We start from the raw sequence: 18098 nt of genomic DNA, 5'->3' as shown, positions 1-18098 counted from the left end.
CACACGCGCGCGTGAACGAGCGGAAGGCTGACCCTTGAAGGTGACCGTTGTGGTGCCGACCTATAACGAGCGGGACAACCTGCCCGTGGCGGTGGAGCGCCTGACCTCGCTGCCGGTCGCCGACCTGCATATTCTCGTCGTCGATGACAATTCGCCGGACGGTACCGGCGAACTCGCGGATAAACTTGCCGCCGAACTGCCCGATGTGGTGGGGGTGCTGCACCGGACCGAGAAGGACGGGCTGGGCCGGGCCTACATCGCGGGCATCACGCGGGCGCTGGACGAGGGGGCCGAGGTCGTCATCCAGATGGACGCGGATCTGTCGCATCCGGCCGAGGTGATTCCGGCGATGCTGGAGAAGCTGGAGACCTCCGGGGCGGGCGTGGTGCTCGGATCCCGGTATGTTCCCGGCGGTTCCACCGCCGAGGAGTGGAAGTGGTACCGCAAGGCGCTCTCGGCGTGGGCCAACTTCTACGTGAACCTGATTCTGCGCCTGGGCGTCAAGGACGGCACCGCCGGATTCAAGGCGTGGCAGGCCGACACCCTGCGCGCGATCGACGTCGCCTCGATCCGCAGCAACGGCTACTCCTTCCAGGTCGAGATGAACTACCGGACCATCAAGAAGGGCATCGCCATCGCCGAGGTGCCGATCCGCTTCGAGGAGCGCACCAAGGGCGCGTCCAAGATGAGCCTGAAGGTGCAGCTGGAGTCGGCGGCGATGCCGTGGAAGCTGCTGTTCGGGCGTCAGGTCTAGGAACCGGCCAGGCCCCGGACCCGGTGCGGGCGGCGTTCGTCCGGCTCCGGCCAGTCCAGCAGGGTGGTGACGAACAGTTGCCGCACTCGCTCGATCTCGGCGGTCATATCGGCCGGATTCCAGTCGCTCACATCGATGGGCGGCAGTACCGCCACGTCGACCGTGCCGCCGCGCACTATCGCGGAATTACGCCAGGTGATTTCACCGGCATTGCGGATGACCATCGGAATGATCGGCACCCCGGCCTGCGCGGCGATATGGAATGCGCCCTTCTTGAACGGGCCCACTCGCGGCGTCAGGGAACGGGTGCCTTCCGGCGCGATGACAATCGATAACCCGGCCCGCAGTGTTTCCACCACCGGGGCCAGTGCCGCGCGGGTGCCCGTGGTGTCGGAACGATCGATGAAAGTCGCCCCTGCGAAACGCAACAGCGGCCCGAATACCGGATTGCTGGTCACTTCTTTCTTCACGATTCCGGTGAAGCCCGCGCCCAGCACCGCGCCCAGTACGACCATGTCGAATTGACTCTGATGATTGAAGATGAATACCGCAGGCCGGGGTGCGCGGGCGTATTCGGCGCCGATGATCCGCATGCGCACGCGCGTTCCGCCCAGGGCGCCGCTCGCGGCGTGGGTGATCATCGAATCGGCCATCCGCCGCTGGTTCCGGGTGGTGGCGGTGGTCGCCACACCGGTCAGTGCGCCGCCTAGTAGACCGGCGAAACCCACTGTGGTGCGGGCGATGTCGCGGGCGCCGGCCTCGGCCCGGGGGCGGAAGCACAGCACCGGCCAGTCCTGTTCGGCGGCGCGCATGGCCATGCGCGGGCCCGGGTTCACGGCCGTGGGATTGGCGAGGAGTTCGAGCAGCGGGATGTCGGGGGCGGCGTCGGCGTAGGCGTAGCCCCGGCTGAGATCCAGGTCGTGGGTGGCCGCGAAACGTCGGACCGCGTCGGCTTTACCGTTGCGCCACAGCGGTTTTCCCTCGACGTGTCCGGTCAGGACGCCGTCGTGCACGGCCATTCGGGTGTACAGGACGTGCCGGAAGCCCAATTCCGTTGCGGCGGGCAGGACTTGGAACGCGGACAGGCAGGTGGTCAGGATCAGCGTGTGCCCGGCGGCCTCGTGGGCGCGGATCAGTCGCCACGCCTCGGGGTAGAGGTGGCCGTGGATGGTGTCGCGGAACAGGGCCGCGCCCAGGTCGGTGAGTTCGGATTCGGGATGTCCGGCCCACAGGTGCATCACGCGCTGGAGGAAGCGCTCGTATTCGCCCTCGGCGCGGGAGCCGCGGATGTTGGTGAGCAGCGAGGCGATCAGGTCGGCGCGTTCGCCACGGTGTAGCAGTCGCCCGAGTGCCGAGCCGGGGGTGAAGCCGTGCACCACGGTGCCGCCGAAGTCGAAGACGGCCGGGACGCGCGGGCCCTCGGGGCCGGAACGAATCGCGGCGATGGCCTCGTCGAGCGTGCGCGTCGCGGCGGAATTCGCGGTGCCGGAGGTGGTCACGGTCCCTCCGTGCGATTCGACGGGTCCAGGGCGGCCGCGCGGGAGATGCGTGCCCCGATGACGCGCAGTTCGTCGGCGAAAGCCCTTCTGCGAGCGGGGAGATCGACGCCGTCCGGATCCAGCAGGCCGTGATTGTCGGCGAGTTTCACCGCGCTGGCGAACAATTCCGAGGAGACCGATTCGGGACTGTGCAGGCGCTGCTGCAACAGCATCTGGCGGCCGACCGCGAGACATTCGTCGATGAACTGTTTGCCGTCCAGCGGCGCGGGCTCCTGCGCGGCGAGGCGTTCGGCGACGACCAGTTGGGCGTCGAAGAACGACCGCAGCACGCGGTGGGCCATGATGAATCCGGAATCGGCGAAGGCGGCCAGAATATCGCTGCCGACCGTGCCGTCGGCCGTGCGATCGCGCCAATTCGGGTCCGCCAGTAGCATTTCCGAGGTCATCTCGGCGGCGAATTCGGTGCGTTCGGGGAAGAAGAATTCGAATTTCAACAGGTCGCGCAGCCGGTAGGCGGTGTCCCAGCCCGCGTCGAGCTGTGCGCCCTCGGGGGCCTCGACCGCGGCCAGCACCGACAGTTCGAGGATGGCGCGGTTGACGAACCAGTGCACGGCGCTGTTGCGATAGAACGCCGCCTCCAGGTGTGCGCCGGTCTGGATCGAGTACACCGGCTCCACGCCGCCGCGGTAGACGGTCACCACGCGGGCCAGGGAGAGCTGTTCCAGGACCGCGGCCAGGCCGAAATCGTCGTCCACCGTGTCGAATTCGCCGCTGGGCAGTCGGCGCTGGCGGATGTAGCCGCGGACCGGTTCCAGGGCCATGCGGACCTCGCCGAGCGTCAGCGCGCGTTCGTGCACGCCGAGCAGGACCAGGGTGACCAGGGCGTTGACGGTGATCGGGGTGACGGCGTTGATGCCGACGGCCACCTCGAAGGCCAACCGCTGCACGGCCTTTCGCTCCCGCACCTCGACGTCCGGTGCGGTGGGATCGGCGGGTCGCAGCGGATCGCCGTTGGCGTCCAGGCGTTCTCGTGCCGACAGCGGCGCGCCGAAACGGATGTAGACGTTCCCGGCCGAATGCTGCTGGTTGCGGATGTAGCGGGCCAGCCAGGGCAGGCCCTCGGGTTTCTTGACGCCACCGGCCTGCTCGCTGGCGATCGCGCCGAGTTCGTTGAGCCGCTCGTAGGTGATCGACACCGGGACCAGCATCACGTCGTCGATCCGGCGCGAACGGATCGCCGCGGCAAGGTAATTCAGCAGGCCGTAGCGGGGCGGGCGGAGCTTTCCGGTGCGGGTGCGGCCGCCCTCGAAGTACCACTCCAGGTTGAAGCGCTTGGCCAGCAGGTAGGCGAAGTACTCCTCGACCACCGCCTTGTACACCTCGTCGTCGCCGAAGCTGCGGCGGATGAACACGGTGCCGGTGCGCCGCGCGATCGGGCCCATCGGCCAGAACCGCAGATTCGCGCCGCCGATCACGTGATTGGGCGGGAAGTCGTTGCGGGCCAGGGCATCACCGAGTACGAACGCGTCCACGTAGGAGCGGTGCGAGGGCAGGAACACCAGCGGATGGCCCTGGTTGATGCGGCGCAGTTCGGCCAAGCCGGAGCGGTCGTAGTCGACCTTCCAGGCCGAGGCGTGCACCGGGCGCATGGCCTGGGTGAACAGGTCCGAGACCAGACGGCTCTGTGCCGCAACGAGTTCCCGCAATCCCTTCTCCGCGCGGCGGTACACCTCGCGCGGGCTCGCGCCGATGTCGTCGGCGATGCCGTCGAGGCGGCGCAGGAATTCGGGGGAGTCCAGGATCTCCTCGGCGACCAGCCGCGGCACCTTGTAGCGGTCGCCGATGACGGCGCGCTCGGCGCGTTCGAGCGCGACGATCCCGGCCCGGACGATGGCGCGGGCGAACGGATCCGCGGCCGCGGCGGCGGTGGGATTGTTCGCGCGCAGCTCGCTCAGGCGGGCGGGTTGCCCGGTGAGCACGAGGTGGCGATCGGGCGCCTTGTGCACGAGACGTCGTTGCAGCAGCCGATGCGGTCTGCGGGGATTGCTGAGCGTGGCCAGATCGGCGAAGGTCATGCGCCGCACGCCATCTCGTTCCGCGGGTAGCCACAGCACCCGGATCGGTACCACCAGCGGATCGTCCCGGCGGCCGACCAGCCGCAGCGCCACCGCCTCGGCATCCAGATCGAGCTGGGTGACCGGGGCGTCGACCCCGAATTCCGCGTCGATACCGCCCTCGGCGAGCCAACCGCCGATCAGTTCGCGTTCCACCGGCGAACCGGCGTCCACGAGGGCGACCACCGACCTCGGGGCATCACCCGGTGTGGGCGGAGCCGGAACGTCGGGGCGGTGATCGATCATGGCGTGGACCTCCTACGTGTGACGCAATCCCCATTGAAGCCCGTTCGAGGTGTTTCGCGCAGGAGGTTGGCGAGGAGTTCGCCGGATCGGTGTTCTGGTTCCCGCCGTCCCAAAATCTTGTCAGGTAATGCTAACCTCACCACTGTTGATTAGGTAAGCATAACCTTGGAGGTTCGGTGTCGACCACGGACGACCGCGTGCGGATCGGGTATGAAGAGGGTCCGGGGGCGATGCTCACCGCGGATCGCGACGGCCCCGGGGGATTCGATGCGCCCGCGGCGATGGCCGCGCTGGCGGCCTGTGACCGGTTCGGGGAGTACGTGATGTACGAACGCCCCGGCGAGTGGGTTTTCGCGGCCGATCCGATCGGCAGTGTCGAACTCGACGCCTCCGAACTCCGGATCGGCTGGGACGGAAGCAATTCCGCGCAGTCGTGGCAGGGGCGTCCGGCGCAGGTGATCGATCGGGCGCTGGCCGGGCTGCCGCTGGCCGGGCGTAATGCGTACGGCTGGATCGGATTCGAGTTCTGCGCCTGGGCCTTGGAGGCGACCGCGCATCTGTCCGAGCGCACCCCGCTGGCTCATCTGATGATCCCGCGCATCGAGGTGCACATCGACGCCGACGGTGTACGGATCAGTGGCGCAACCGATTCCGAGAGTGCCGAGATCCGTGAGCTGATCGACTCCGCGCAGGACAGCGGGCTGCCGCGGGCGCATCCGGTCGACATCTCCGCGGATCCGACCGGTTACCGGGATCGGGTGGGTACCGCGGTCGACGAGATCCGCGGCGGCCGCTATCAGAAGGTGATCCTCTCGCGCCGAGTGGAATTGCCGTTCCCGGTGGACGTGCCCGCCAGTTATCGGCTGGGCCGGGTGCACAACACTCCGGCGCGCTCGTTCCTGTTGCGGCTGGGCGGTCTGGAGGCGGCCGGATACAGTCCGGAGCTGGTGGTATCGGTCGACGCCGATCGCGTGGTGACCACCGAACCGCTCGCGGGGACAAGGGCATTCGGTCGTGGCGCGGAGGTCGACGCGGCCGCGCGCGCCGAACTGGTGTCCGATCCGAAGGAGATCGTCGAGCACGCGATCTCGGTGCAGACCTCCTTTACCGAGATCGCCGCGGTGGCCGCGCCGGACACCACGGTCGTCTCGGATTTCATGGCCGTGCGCGAGCGTGGGAGTGTGCAGCATCTGGCCTCCACGGTGCGCGGTCGCCTCGACAGCGGTCGAAGCCCCTGGGAGGCATTGGAAAAGCTGTTCCCGTCGGTGACCGCGTCGGGAATTCCCAAGCGGGACGGGGTCGATGCGGTGTTCCGGCTCGATCACGACGCGCGCGGGTTGTATTCCGGTGCGGTGGTGACGGTTTCGGGCGAGGGCGCGTTGGAGGCGACGCTGGTGTTGCGCGCGGTCTATCAGACGCCCGACGGCGCGTGGTTGCGTGCCGGTGCCGGGATCGTGTCTCAGTCCACTCCCACCAGGGAATTCGAGGAGACCTGCGAGAAGCTGCGCAGTGTTGCTCCGTACGTGGTGAAGGCTTAGTTGTCACACGGGCCGCCCGCGGGGCCCTGTCGCGGGCGGCTCGTCGTGATCGGCGCATGCGGTGATCAGTGGGATGCCTTGTGCCGCAGCCGTGATCGAGCTCGGCTGCGGGCGGGGTTCACAGCGACGCGCGCAGCGCCTTCTTGTCGATCTTCCCGACGGCGGTCAGCGGCAGACTCGTCGAGAAGTGCAGCAGGTCAGGGTGTTTGAACCCGGCCAGGCCACGGTCGGTGAGGAACTGTCTGAGCTCGGCGAGGGTCGGATTCTCGCTCTGGGTGACCAGGACGACGCAGACCTTCTCGCCCAGTACGGGATCGGGCAGTCCGACCGCGGCCGCGTGCCGGATCGCGGGGTGGGCGAGCAGATGTTCCTCGAGTTCGTCGCAGGAGACGTTCTCGCCGCCGCGATTGATCACATCCTTGATCCGGCCGGACACGATGAGATGGCCGCTCGGCAGCTGCCGCACCAGATCTCCGCTGCGGTAGTAGCCGTCGGGGGTGAACGAGCGTGAATTGTGTTCCGGCGCACGGTAGTAACCGCGCAACGTGTACGGCCCGCGGGTCAGCAGCTCGCCCTCTTCGCCGGGCGGGACGTCGTTGCCGGACGCGTCGACCACGCGGATCTCGTCGTCGGGGGAGAGCGGTCGGCCCTGGGTGGTGCAGACGAGATCGTCCGAATCGTCCAGGCGGGTGTAGTTGATCAGGCCCTCCGCCATGCCGAACACCTGTTGCAGGGTCGCGCCGAGCGTGGGCCGTACCGTGCGGGCGTTCGCCTCGGCGAGTTTGGCCCCGCCGACCTGCAACAACCGCAGCGAGGACAGATCGGCGTCCTCCCATTCGGTTGCGGCGCACCACAATTGCGCCAGCGGCGGGACGACCGAGGTCACCGTGACGCGATGACGTTCGATGGCCGCGAACGCGGATTCCGGACTTGGATCGGACAGCAGCGCGATCGCCCCGCCGGTCCCGATCGTGCCCAGGATGCCGGGACAGGACAGCGGAAAGTTGTGCGCCGCCGGCAGAGTCGCGAGGTAGACGTCCTGCGGGCCGAATCCGCAGATCTCGGCGCTGGCCCGCGCGTTGTAGCCGTAGTCGTCGTGGGTGCGGGCGATGAGTTTGGGCAGGCCGGTGGTGCCGCCCGAGACCAGCATCACCGCGATCGCGCCGGCGGGCACCTCGGGTAGCGAATCCCCGTCGCGGGGAAGGGAATCCAGTGCGGTGAACGGGCCCGGATCGCCGACGACGAAGACCTGCCGCAGTCGGGGTACCCGGGCTTGCACCTGCGCCGCCAGTTCGCGATGGTCGAAATCGCCGACGCGGTCGGCTGTGAGATATGCCACCGCACCGGACAATTCGGTCAGATGCTCGATCTCGGCCCGGCGATGCGCGGGCAGGGTCAGCACCGGAATCGCCCCGGCACGCAGCAGGCCGAACAGTGCGACAACGAATTCCGGGACGTTCGGCAACTGCACGAGCACCCGGTCGCCGGGTTCGATACCGGTGGCCAGGAAGCCGTGCGCCATCCGGTCCGCCGCGGCGTCGAGTTCGCGATAACTGCGGGTCCCGGCCTCGTCCAGCAGCGCCGGGCGATCCGGCCACTGCCGGGCCGCCGCGCGCAGCAGTTCACCGAGGGGGCGGCCGTCCCAGTATCCGGCCGCGCGATACGCCTCGGCGAATTCGGTTGGGATGGGGGTGAATCCGTCGTGTGCCGTCGATGTCGATGTCACAGGTCCTGCCTCACGCTCACGATGCAACCCGGGATGCCGGTTACTCAGGTTAGGCAACCCTATCTCATGAATTTCTGGGATGTGCCGGCAGTTGCCCGGCCGGATCGCCGGGTGCGACACGCCGGGGAAGCCGGGCTCTAGACTCGGGGGCGTGAGTGAGTGGGATATCGCCGACATCCCCGATCAGAGCGGCCGGACCTTCATCGTCACCGGAGCCAATGGCGGACTGGGTGAGGTGACCGCGCGAGCGCTGGCCGGTGCGGGCGCGCGGGTGATCATGGCCTGTCGCAACGAGGTGAAGGCGCGGGCGGTAGCGGACAGTATCGGCGAGCGCGCGCAGGTGCGCCGCCTGGATCTGGCCGACCTGGACTCGGTGCGCGAGTTCGCCGACGCCGTCGGCCCCGCCGACGTGCTGATCAACAACGCCGGAGTGATGGCGCTGCCGCTGACCCACACCGCGCAGGGCTTCGAAATGCAGTTCGGCACAAACCATCTCGGCCATTTCGCGCTCACCGGACTGCTGCTGGACAAGATCTCCGACCGGATCGTCACGGTATCCAGCGGTGCGCATCTGATCGGGCGGATCAATCTGGCCGATCCGAACTGGGAACATCGCCGGTACAACCGCTGGCAGGCGTACGGGCAGGCCAAACTCGCGAATCTGATGTTCGCCCGCGAATTGCAGCGCCGCCTGACCTTGCACGGTTCGGACAAGCTCTCCGTCTCCGCGCACCCCGGCTACGCCGCGACCGATCTGATGTTCCACACCGATTCCCTGGTCCACCTGATCATGCCGCTGGGCAACCGCATCCTGGCGCAGAGCGCGGAGATGGGCGCGCTGCCGAGCCTGTACGCCGCCACCGCCGACGTCGAACCCGGCGGTTTCTACGGCCCGAACCGTCTCGGCGGCATGCGCGGGCACCCCGGTCCCAGCGGTTCCTCGGCCGCCTCCAAGGACGAGGTCACCGCCCGCCGCCTGTGGGATCTGTCCGAACAGCTGACCAAGGTCACCTACAACTTCGGCTGACAGCGAATATCCCGATGCGGGTGATGCAGGTCACTTTCCCGGATGTCACACCGGGCCGGGGTACGGCGTCTTCCTTGTGTAGCGCCGCCGACGGGGCGGCATCGCGAGAGTGAGGACAACAGTCATGGAAGCTCGTGTGAACGCATTCGAGATCGACGTCATCGCGAAGGTCATCAAGCGGCTGGGCGCCGTGGGGCAGATCCTCGATCAGTCGACGCTGCCCAAGCGCACGCAGGAACTGGTGAAGTTGCGGGCCAGCCAGATCAACGGCTGCGGCTTCTGCACCGATATGCACGCCAAGGACGCGGTGGCGGGCGGCGAGGACTGGGTGCGGCTCAACCTGGTCGCGGCCTGGCGCGAGGCCACCGTCTTCACCGAGCCCGAGCGGGCCGCGCTCGCCCTGGCCGAGGAGGGCACCCGGATCGCCGACGCGCAGACCGGCGTCAGCGACGAGGTCTGGGAGCAGGTGCGCAAGCATTACGACGACGAGCAGATCGGCGCGCTGATCTCGGTCATCGCGGTGATCAACGCCTACAACCGGTTCAATGTGATCGCGCAGACGCCCGCGGGTAGCTACCAGCCGGGCATGTTCGGCTGAGTATGAGACGCGGAATACGGCCCGGCGCAGGATCTTTCGATCCGATCCGGGCCGCGTCCCGGATGCGGTGCGGATGGGACAGGATGTGCGCCGGGTGGGATCTGCTAGAGTCGCCGACGTGCAGCGCGCGTATTTCTGGTTTATCTCCCCGGCCCCGGGTGGGTCGGTCGGTGAACCGCGCTGACCTAATTCACCCCGAGCCGGACTACCGGCTCGACGGGTAAATCCTCTCGGTGGGCCGGCCTAGAGATCAGGAACCCACCACGATGACCATCGCAGCCGATGCCGCCGCGAATCCTCTCGCCGATCTGGACGACCGTCGCACGCTGAGCGTGAGCCCGTTGCTCTCGCCCGCCGACGTGCGACGCTCGCACCCCATCGACAACACCCTCGCCGATATCGTCCGCGCGGGCCGCAAGGCCACCGTCGACGTGCTGAACGGGGACGACGACCGCCTGATGGTCATCGTCGGACCGTGTTCGGTGCACGATACCGAGGCCGCGATGGACTACGCGCGGCGGCTGGCCGCCAAATCCGCCGAACTGTCCGACCGGCTGCACGTGGTGATGCGGGTGTACTTCGAGAAGCCGCGCACCACGCTCGGCTGGAAGGGCCTGATCAACGATCCGCACCTGGACGGGTCGTTCGACGTCAACACCGGACTCGGCCTGGGGCGGCGGCTGCTGGTCGACATCACCGCGCTCGGGCTGCCGGTCGCGTGCGAATTCCTCGATCCGATCACCCCGCAGTACATCGCTGACCTGGTCTCGTACGGTGCGATCGGTGCGCGGACCGCGGCCAGTCAGGTGCACCGGCAGCTGTCCAGCGCGTTGTCGATGCCGGTCGGGATCAAGAACGGGACCGACGGTGATGTGCAGGTCGCCGTGGACGGGGTGCGGGCGGCGGGGGCCAGCCACGTCTTCCCGGGGACCGATCTGGACGGGCGGTCGGCGTTGATCCGGACGTCGGGGAATCCGGACTGCCACGTCATCCTGCGGGGTGGCAGCAACGGGACCAACTACGACGCCGCGTCGGTCGCCGAGGCGTGCCTGCGGTTGGAGAAGGCGAAGCTGCCGCAGCGCGTGGTGGTCGACGCCAGTCATGGCAACAGCAACAAGGATCACAACCGGCAGGTCGACGTCGTCACCGATATCGCCGAACGTCGCGCGGCGGGTGACCGCAGCGTCGTCGGGCTGATGATGGAAAGCTTCCTGATCGCGGGCCGCCAGGACCTGACCCTCGGCCACGCCGCCGACCTCACCTACGGCCAATCCATCACCGACGCCTGCCTCGATTGGGATACCACCGCAGCGCAATTGGACCGGTTGGCCGAGGCCGCCGGTTCCGCTGAGAATTCGTGACATCGCCGACTCGACATCAGGCGCGGCTCGGGTGGCGGTCGAATGCGGCCGCCACCCGAGCATGCCCGGGGCTGTGCGTCCGCTGAACTGCGTGCTCGGCGAGTCACATGCTCGATGACTGTGTGGTACCGGGAAGTATCCTCGCCCCGAGACGCCTTGCGCCATTCACCGTCGGACAGTACGAGCTCCGGGCGTGATCCCTCTTCGGACCGGCATCACACAGCATGCTGCGGTAGTGCGCTTGTGCGTGGATCATGTTGCATCGGCAAAGATTTCGCACCTTCGACGAGTGGTCCAGGTGGTTGGTGCCGGACGCTTCGGCGGATGGTCGGGCGGGCGTGTCGAGTGCTCGGTCGGAGGCCAGTGGGTTCGGATTGGACCGCGACAGTGGGGGATCGGGCGGGCCAGTATGAGTTCATGATCGGGATGACTGCGGTGGTCGGGGTTGTGTTGGCGGCGCTGGGGCTGGTGCTGACGCCCGGGCCGAACATGATGTATCTGGTGTCGCGGACGGTGTCGCAGGGGCGGCGGGCGGGGTTGGTGTCGTTGGGCGGGGTCGCGGTCGGATTTCTGTGCTATCTGACGGCTGCGGCGGCGGGGATCACGACGGTGTTCGCGGTGGTGCCGGAGTTGTACGTCGGGGTGAAGCTGGCGGGGGCGCTGTATCTCGGGTGGTTGGCGTGGAAGACGTTGCGGCCCGGGGGAATATCGGCGTTCGCGCCCAGTGCGCTCCCGGCGGATTCGACGTGGCGGCTGTTCGGGATGGGGCTGCTGACCAATCTGCTGAATCCGAAGATCGCGATCATGTACATGGCGTTGATCCCGCAGTTCGTGGTGCCCGCGCAGGGACGGATCTGGTTGCAGAGCCTGTGCCTGGGCGGGGTGCAGATCGCCGTCGCGCTCACCGTGAACGGGCTGATCGTGCTGGGTGCGGGGGCCATCGCGGGGTTCCTCGGGGAACGGCCGCTGTGGTTGCGGATTCAGCGGTGGGTCACCGGGACTCTGCTCGGCACGATCGCTGTCGTGCTCGCGACCGAGCATTCGCGTCCGCTACCGGCCGCGTGATCGTCGCTGCGGCACGTGAGGCGCTCTCGATCAGTTGGGCGTGAGGCGGCGGACTCCCTCGGCGATGGTTTCCTCCTTCTTGCAGAACGTGAAGCGCACCAAGCGATTCCAGGATTCCTTGTCGTCGGCGAAGACGGACACGGGGACCGCGGCCACACCGAGACGCTCAGGGAGTTCGCGGCAGAAGGTCATGGCGTCGGCGGCGGTCAAGGGCGTGATATCGGCGCACACGAAATAGGTCCCGTCGCTGCGTTTGACGCCGAATTCGGCCTCTTGCAGAGCCTTGGACAGCCGGATGCGCTTGTCCGACAAGGTATCCCGCAATGTCGCCACCCAGGGCATCTCGTTGTCGAGAGCGTGCGCGACAGCGGGCTGGAACGGCCCGCCGCCGACGAAGGTGAGGAATTGTTTGGCGGCCAGCACCCCGTCGAGCAGCGGCGCGGGCGCGCAGGCCCAGCCGATCTTCCAGCCGGTGACACTGAAAGTCTTTGCGGCACTGGATATCACGACGGTACGTTCGAACATGCCGGGCAGGGTGGAGATGCTGATGTGCTCGTGCCCGTCGAAGGTCAAGTGCTCGTAGACCTCGTCGGTGACCACGATGAGATCGTGTTCGCGAGCCAGTTCGGCGATGGCCAGCAGATCCGCGCGACCCAGTACCGTCCCGGTCGGGTTGTGCGGCGAATTCAACAGCAGCAGACGGGTTTTCGGGGTGATCGCGGCGCGCAGACTGTCCAGGTCGAGGGCGAAACCGTCGCCGTCGGGCACCAGGCGTGCGGTGCGGCGGGTGGCTCCGGCCAGGGCGACCGCCGCGGCGTACGAGTCGTAGTACGGCTCGATCAGCACCACCTCCTCGCCGGGCTCGACCAGGCCGAGGACCGCGGCGCTGATCGCCTCGGTGGCGCCGACCGTGACCAGGATCTCGCGGTCCGGATCGTAGGAGGTGCCGTACCGCGCGGCGCGATCCCGCGCGATCGCCTGCCGCAACACCGGCACCCCGCGACCGGGCGGATACTGATTGAACCCCTCCGCGATCGCTCGCTCGGCCACCTCGAGCATGGATTTCGGCCCGTCCGAGTCCGGAAAACCCTGTCCCAGATTGACCGCGCCGTGCCGCACGGCCAGTTCGGTCATCTCGGCGAAGATGGTCGAGGCGAACGGGCGGAGACGCGCGACGGTCGGCGGGTTCTGCATGGTCACAAACGTAGCGCGTGCGGTGCGGAGCGCTGGTGCCCGGGAACTTGCCCGAATTTCCGCTTCGCGAGAACTCGGCGGCCCGCCGGGAAGATCATCCGGGGATGCGGTGTTCACCGAATGGATGGGCACCGGCTCGCGCGGATGTCCCCCGAACGTGGTGAATCAACGCCCTGAGCGGGTACATTGCGTGCTCACACCCGGTGGCGGCGGAGGTGTCGGACCCATCGGTAAGAATGGACTCCGGCCCGCGAACCCGCAGGAGGCGCCGTGACAGACGGACCACTCATCGTTCAGAGCGACAAGACCCTCTTGCTCGAAGTCGAGCACGAGCAGGCCGATGCCGCGCGTCAGGCGATCGCGCCCTTCGCCGAACTCGAGCGCGCGCCCGAACATGTGCACACCTATCGGGTGACCCCGCTCGCGCTGTGGAACGCGCGCGCGGCCGGGCACGACGCCGAACAGGTCGTCGACGCGCTGGTGAAGTACTCCCGGTACGCGGTGCCGCAGCCGCTGCTGGTCGACGTTGTGGACACCATGGCCCGGTACGGCCGGTTGCAGCTGATGAAGCACCCCGCGCACGGGCTGGTACTGGCCAGCCTGGATCGCGCGGTGCTCGAAGAAGTGTTGCGGCACAATAAGATCCAGCCCATGCTGGGCGCGCGCATCGATGACGACACGGTTCAGGTGCACCCGTCCGAGCGCGGCCGGATCAAGCAGATGCTGCTCAAGATCGGCTGGCCCGCCGAGGATCTGGCCGGATACGTCGACGGCGAGGCGCACGCGATCGACCTGGACTTCGGCACCCACGCCTGGGAACTGCGCGATTATCAGGAGCTGGCCGCGGATTCGTTCTGGGCCGGTGGTTCGGGCGTGGTGGTGCTGCCGTGCGGCGCGGGTAAGACCATGGTCGGCGCTGCCGCGATGGCCAGGGCCAAGGCCACCACGCTGATCCTGGTGACCAATACGGTCGCCGGTCGGCAGTGGCGTCGGGAGTTGCTGGCCCGCACCTCGCTCACCGAGGACGAGATCGGCGAATACTCCGGTGAGCGCAAGGAGATCCGGCCCGTCACCATCGCGACGTACCAGGTCATCACCCGTAAGACCAAGGGTGAGTACCGGCATCTGGAGTTGTTCGACAGTCGCGACTGGGGCCTGGTCATCTACGACGAGGTGCATCTGCTGCCCGCCCCGGTCTTCCGGATGACGGCCGATCTGCAATCGCGTCGCCGCCTCGGCCTCACCGCGACCCTGGTGCGGGAGGACGGCCGCGAGGGCGATGTGTTCTCGCTGATCGGCCCCAAGCGGTACGACGCGCCGTGGAAGGACATCGAGGCGCAGGGCTGGATCGCCCCGGCCGACTGCGTCGAGGTCCGGGTGACGCTCACCGACGCCGAACGCATGGCCTACGCGACCGCCGAACCCGAGGAGCGCTACAAACTGTGCTCCACCGCGCGCACCAAACTCCCCGTGGTGGAGTCGATTCTGGCCCGGCACAAGGAATCTCCGAGCCTGGTCATCGGCGCGTACCTGGATCAGCTGGACGAGTTGGGCGAACATCTGAACGCCCCGGTGATCCAGGGCTCGACCCGCACCAAGGAGCGCGAGGCGCTGTTCGACGCGTTCCGCAACGGGGAGATTCCGGTGCTGGTGGTGAGCAAGGTCGCCAACTTCTCCATCGACCTGCCCGAAGCCTCTGTGGCAGTGCAGGTTTCGGGGACCTTCGGCTCCCGGCAGGAAGAGGCCCAGCGCCTCGGGCGGCTGCTGCGGCCGAAACACGACGGCGGCCAGGCGCACTTCTATTCGGTGGTGTCCCGCGACACGCTGGATGCAGAATATGCTGCGCACAGGCAGCGTTTCCTGGCAGAACAGGGCTACGCCTACCGCATCACCGACGCCGACGACCTGCTGGGCCCCGCGATCGGCTAGGCGCCACGAGCAACCGGAGGACAGGACTGGCATGACCACACGCCCGCCTTTCGAGTTCGTGGTCGACCGCGCGCACGCACACGCGGTGAACGAGGTCGTCGCGGATACTCGGCGGCTTCGGGTGATCGCGTTCGTCGTGACGGTCGTGCTCGGGCTGGGGACCGCCTGGTTGATCTGGTTGAACCACCCGTATTCGTTCCTGCTGGCCGTGGCGTTCGCGCTGGGCACGGTGACGGCGCTGTTCGTGGCGCTGTGGTCGCCGCATCGGGCGCGGATCGAGAAGCTGTATGCCGAGGGGGAACTCGTCCCGGCGATCGTCTCGGATCGGAATCCGCGGGGCGCGTTGCTGTTGGCGCTGGTCAATGTGGCCAAATCCGGTGCGGCGCCGCGATATGCGCTGATCACCCGGACCGTGCGGTCGCTGCCCGGACATCGGTCCTGGCCGGGTGAGCAGATTCCGTCGGTGACTGTGCGGGCCGATCGGGCGCCGCTGTCGGTGGGTGGGTTGCGGCAGACGGTCGGGGCCATGCCGATCGCCTGGGGGACGCGGGATCCGGACGTCCTCACGCGCGCTCGCGAGGCCATTCCGGAGGCCGAGTGGAAGCTGTTGGCCGACAACCGATCCCTGGCCGAGAAGGTGCGGACCGCGGATTTCGGTCGGCTGCTGCTGGATCCGCATCAGCTGCCCGAGGAGATGCGCGGATAGCCGATCGGGTCCGTGCCGACGGTCGATGCGGGCCGTAGCGGACTGTCGAGTGAGCTTGCGTCGGCGGTTGATGCGGGGTCCTCGCGGACTGATCGGGTGCGCCCACGCGGACAGCTAAAAGGTCTTGCGCGCCTTCGTATCATCGAGGGATGGTCCCTGTCGCGAATCTGCTCGCCTTCATCGTGGCCGGAACGATCATCATCGTGATTCCGGGGCCGGGCGTCCTGTTCACCGTCGGCCGCGCGCTGACCCACGGCAAGCGCGCCGCACTGGTTTCGGTAGTGGGGCACAGTCTCGGCGTCCAGGTCATGTTGGCACTGGTCGCGGGCGGGCTCGGCACGCTGGTCGCGGCCTCGGTGGTCGCGTTGACGATCGTCAAGATCTGCGGCGGACTGTATCTGATGTACATCGGCGCGCAGGCGATCCGGCAGCGGCGTTCGCTGCGCACGGCCCTGACCGCGTCGAGTTCGGCGCAACCGGCGACGCATCGGCGGGTACTCCGGCAGGGCTTCATCGTCGGGGTGACCAATCCGAAGGCGATCATCTTCTTCTCCGCGATGCTGCCGCAGTTCGTGGACCGCGCACACGGTTCGGTGCCGTTGCAGATGCTGGTGCTGGGCTGGATCTTCATGCTCATCGCCCTGGTCTCGGACAGCACCTGGGCGCTGCTGGCCGGGACCGCCCGCGACTGGTTCGCGCGGTCGCCGCGGCGGCTGGAGGCGGTCGGCGGGGCCGGTGGCGTGATGATCATGGGGCTGGGGGCGAGTGTGGCGGTCTCGGGCACCGGCGGTTAGCCGTCGCGATCGGCCGGGTGCGCCGCGGCGGCCCGGGCTTTCGGCTGCGTTAGCATCGACCGTCGCCGGAACCGTGTGCTGTGTGCCGAGAAGGGGTGGAGAGAATCCGCATGACATCGCACAAGTGGGTGTGCGCAGTCCTGACCGGTGTGTTGTTGGCGGCGGGGTCGTCGCTGCCCGCGCAGGCGCGCACGACCGCGGATCCGCTGGTCGGTGCGCCGGGTCTCGGCGATCCCTACTATCCCGACGACGGCAACGGTGGCTATCACGTCGGCCACTACGGTGTCGCGATCGATTACGATCCGCCGACGCATCATCTGAACGGCACCGCGCGCTTGGACGCCGTCGCCAATCAGCCGCTGCGCATGTTCACATTGGACTTCAACGGCCCTGACGTGCAACAGGTTTCGGTGAACAACCTGCCCGCCGGCTTCGCTCGCACCGGCGGGCACAAGCTGAATGTCACACCGGCACTGCCGATTCTGCCCGGACTGCCGTTCACGGTGACCGTTCGCTACGCCGGTGTCGAGGCGAACAATCCCGATCACGGCTGGACCTACTCGCGCAGCGGCGGCGCATTCGCTGCGGGAGAACCACATTCGGCGGCGACCTGGTATCCGCTCAACGACACTCCGTTGGACAAGGCGACTTTCGATCTGACCGTGACGGTTCCGCAGGAGTGGCAGGTCATTTCGAACGGTCTGCGGGTGCGCGACGACGTGCACGGTTCGCAGCGGACCGTGGAGTGGGCGACGCGGCATCCGGTGCTGGGATATCTGACCACCGTCGCGATCGATCATCTCGACTTCCTGAATCAGCGGCGCGCGAACGGGACTCCGCTGATCAGCGCCTTCGCCCCGCGTTCGGCGGTGCGCAAGGATCTCGAACGCCGGTTGCCGGAGGTGCTGGACTTTCTCGAATCCCTGTACGGCCCTTACCCGTTCGAAAGCGGCGGCGGTATCTACGTCGACACCGATCTGCACTTCTCGCTGGAGACCCAGACCCGGCCGGTGTACGCGCCGTGGACCGATCTGAACACGGTCGTGCACGAGAACACCCATCAGTGGTGGGGCGATTCGATGTCGGTGACGCACTGGTCCGACATCTGCCTGAACGAGTGTTTCGCCAGCTACACCGCCGACTACCTGTGGCCGGAACGCAAGCAGGGCAAGGATGTCGACGCGCTGTACCGCAGGACCGTCGCCGCATACCGTGACCGCGCGGGCTTCTGGCAGACCCGGCTGCAAAACCCCGGTGCCGGAAAGGAATTCACCTCGGTCTACTCGCGCGGCCCGCTGTTCCTGCACGCGCTGCGCCGTCTGATCGGCGACGGGGTCTTCTTCGGTTCGGTCGCGGAGTTCGTCCGCTCGCACGCGTACGGCCACGCTTCGATGCCCGAGTTCCGGCGGTACATCCAGTCTCGCACACCGATCGATCTGTCCGGCTTCTTTGCCGCCTGGCTCGACGGTGACACTCGCCCCGCCGATCGGTACCTCTACCCCGGAAATCTGCACGCCTGACGCGGCTCGGGGTATTGCCCACGGCTG

General features: G+C 67.7%; 14 protein-coding genes. 10 read left to right on the top strand and 4 right to left on the bottom strand.

Going from position 1 to position 18098, the window contains the following annotated elements; all coding sequences use genetic code 11:
• The first annotated feature begins 52 nt into the window (after positions 1-52).
• The gene (locus NRB20_RS11875; protein ID WP_406603810.1) at positions 53-754 is read left to right on the top strand and encodes a polyprenol monophosphomannose synthase; all 702 of its coding nucleotides are present in this window, start codon (positions 53-55) and stop codon (positions 752-754) included.
• On the opposite strand, the gene NRB20_RS39265 is transcribed toward NRB20_RS11875, so the two are convergent.
• The gene (locus tag NRB20_RS39265) at positions 751-2253 is read right to left on the bottom strand and encodes an HAD-IB family hydrolase (protein WP_319944789.1); all 1503 of its coding nucleotides are present in this window, start codon (positions 2251-2253) and stop codon (positions 751-753) included. The genes NRB20_RS11875 and NRB20_RS39265 overlap by 4 nt on opposite strands.
• Entirely contained in the window at positions 2250-4613 is a 2364-nt protein-coding gene (locus NRB20_RS11865; RefSeq protein ID WP_153410098.1) for a glycerol-3-phosphate 1-O-acyltransferase, read from the bottom strand. Before NRB20_RS11865 ends, NRB20_RS39265 begins: the two co-directional genes overlap by 4 nt.
• 230 nt (positions 4614-4843) lie before the next feature.
• On the opposite strand from NRB20_RS11865, the gene NRB20_RS11860 reads away from it, so the two are divergent.
• Positions 4844-6151: a salicylate synthase gene (locus NRB20_RS11860; RefSeq protein WP_153410326.1), complete on the top strand. Its 1308-nt coding sequence runs from the start codon at positions 4844-4846 to the stop codon at positions 6149-6151.
• Positions 6152-6269: 118 nt separating this feature from the next.
• Here the strand turns inward: NRB20_RS11860 and NRB20_RS11855 are convergent, their stop codons facing one another.
• Positions 6270-7877, bottom strand: a complete 1608-nt coding sequence (locus NRB20_RS11855) for a (2,3-dihydroxybenzoyl)adenylate synthase (protein WP_319944787.1) — start codon at positions 7875-7877, stop codon at positions 6270-6272.
• A gap of 151 nt (positions 7878-8028) precedes the next feature.
• Between NRB20_RS11855 and NRB20_RS11850 the strand changes: the two genes are divergently transcribed.
• The 4 genes from NRB20_RS11850 (at position 8029) to NRB20_RS11835 (ending at position 11928) form a co-directional block, all read left to right on the top strand.
• Positions 8029-8904 (top strand): oxidoreductase, encoded by an 876-nt coding sequence (locus NRB20_RS11850; RefSeq protein WP_319944786.1) that lies wholly within the window; start codon positions 8029-8031, stop codon positions 8902-8904.
• 124 nt (positions 8905-9028) lie between these two features.
• Complete coding sequence (locus tag NRB20_RS11845) at positions 9029-9502, top strand: carboxymuconolactone decarboxylase family protein (protein WP_153410095.1); 474 nt, start codon at positions 9029-9031, stop codon at positions 9500-9502.
• A 266-nt stretch (positions 9503-9768) separates the two neighbouring features.
• Complete coding sequence (locus NRB20_RS11840) at positions 9769-10863, top strand: 3-deoxy-7-phosphoheptulonate synthase (protein WP_153410094.1); 1095 nt, start codon at positions 9769-9771, stop codon at positions 10861-10863.
• Positions 10864-11280: 417 nt separating this feature from the next.
• Positions 11281-11928, top strand: a complete 648-nt coding sequence (locus NRB20_RS11835; RefSeq protein WP_153410093.1) for a LysE family translocator — start codon at positions 11281-11283, stop codon at positions 11926-11928.
• 30 nt (positions 11929-11958) lie between these two features.
• Here NRB20_RS11835 and NRB20_RS11830 read toward each other — a convergent pair whose 3' ends face one another.
• A complete protein-coding gene (locus NRB20_RS11830) occupies positions 11959-13122 on the bottom strand; it encodes a pyridoxal phosphate-dependent aminotransferase (protein ID WP_153410092.1) in 1164 nt (387 codons plus the stop codon).
• Between the two features lie 270 nt (positions 13123-13392).
• Between NRB20_RS11830 and NRB20_RS11825 the strand changes: the two genes are divergently transcribed.
• The 4 genes from NRB20_RS11825 to NRB20_RS11810 all read left to right on the top strand — a co-directional run bounded on the left by NRB20_RS11825 (position 13393) and on the right by NRB20_RS11810 (position 18071).
• On the top strand, positions 13393-15051 hold the full coding sequence (locus NRB20_RS11825; protein WP_319944785.1) for a DNA repair helicase XPB: 1659 nt from the start codon (positions 13393-13395) through the stop codon (positions 15049-15051).
• Between the two features lie 31 nt (positions 15052-15082).
• Entirely contained in the window at positions 15083-15757 is a 675-nt protein-coding gene (locus tag NRB20_RS11820) for a DUF3239 domain-containing protein (protein WP_153410091.1), read from the top strand.
• A 149-nt stretch (positions 15758-15906) separates the two neighbouring features.
• Positions 15907-16551, top strand: coding sequence for a LysE family translocator (locus tag NRB20_RS11815; RefSeq protein WP_153410090.1), 645 nt, complete (start codon positions 15907-15909; stop codon positions 16549-16551).
• A gap of 110 nt (positions 16552-16661) precedes the next feature.
• Complete coding sequence (locus NRB20_RS11810; protein ID WP_153410089.1) at positions 16662-18071, top strand: M1 family metallopeptidase; 1410 nt, start codon at positions 16662-16664, stop codon at positions 18069-18071.
• The last annotated feature ends 27 nt before the right edge of the window (positions 18072-18098 follow it).

Origin of the sequence: Nocardia macrotermitis (genome assembly GCF_009604405.1) — a bacterium.
Taxonomy (GTDB): domain Bacteria; phylum Actinomycetota; class Actinomycetes; order Mycobacteriales; family Mycobacteriaceae; genus Nocardia; species Nocardia macrotermitis.
Note: the sequence above shows the minus strand (reverse complement) of the source record. Positions and strands in the feature narration are given on the sequence as shown.

What these genes read in the sequence shown, in the direction of transcription:
- NRB20_RS11860 (WP_153410326.1), top strand. Translation starts at nt 4,844, where the DNA reads ATGCTCACCGCGGATCGCGACGGCCCCGGGGGATTCGATGCGCCCGCG.
- NRB20_RS11835 (WP_153410093.1), top strand. Translation starts at nt 11,281, where the DNA reads ATGATCGGGATGACTGCGGTGGTCGGGGTTGTGTTGGCGGCGCTGGGG.
- NRB20_RS11865 (WP_153410098.1), bottom strand. Translation starts at nt 4,613, where the DNA reads ATGATCGATCACCGCCCCGACGTTCCGGCTCCGCCCACACCGGGTGAT.
- NRB20_RS11840 (WP_153410094.1), top strand. Translation starts at nt 9,769, where the DNA reads ATGACCATCGCAGCCGATGCCGCCGCGAATCCTCTCGCCGATCTGGAC.
- NRB20_RS11810 (WP_153410089.1), top strand. Translation starts at nt 16,662, where the DNA reads ATGACATCGCACAAGTGGGTGTGCGCAGTCCTGACCGGTGTGTTGTTG.
- NRB20_RS11845 (WP_153410095.1), top strand. Translation starts at nt 9,029, where the DNA reads ATGGAAGCTCGTGTGAACGCATTCGAGATCGACGTCATCGCGAAGGTC.
- NRB20_RS11820 (WP_153410091.1), top strand. Translation starts at nt 15,083, where the DNA reads ATGACCACACGCCCGCCTTTCGAGTTCGTGGTCGACCGCGCGCACGCA.
- NRB20_RS11815 (WP_153410090.1), top strand. Translation starts at nt 15,907, where the DNA reads ATGGTCCCTGTCGCGAATCTGCTCGCCTTCATCGTGGCCGGAACGATC.
- NRB20_RS11830 (WP_153410092.1), bottom strand. Translation starts at nt 13,122, where the DNA reads ATGCAGAACCCGCCGACCGTCGCGCGTCTCCGCCCGTTCGCCTCGACC.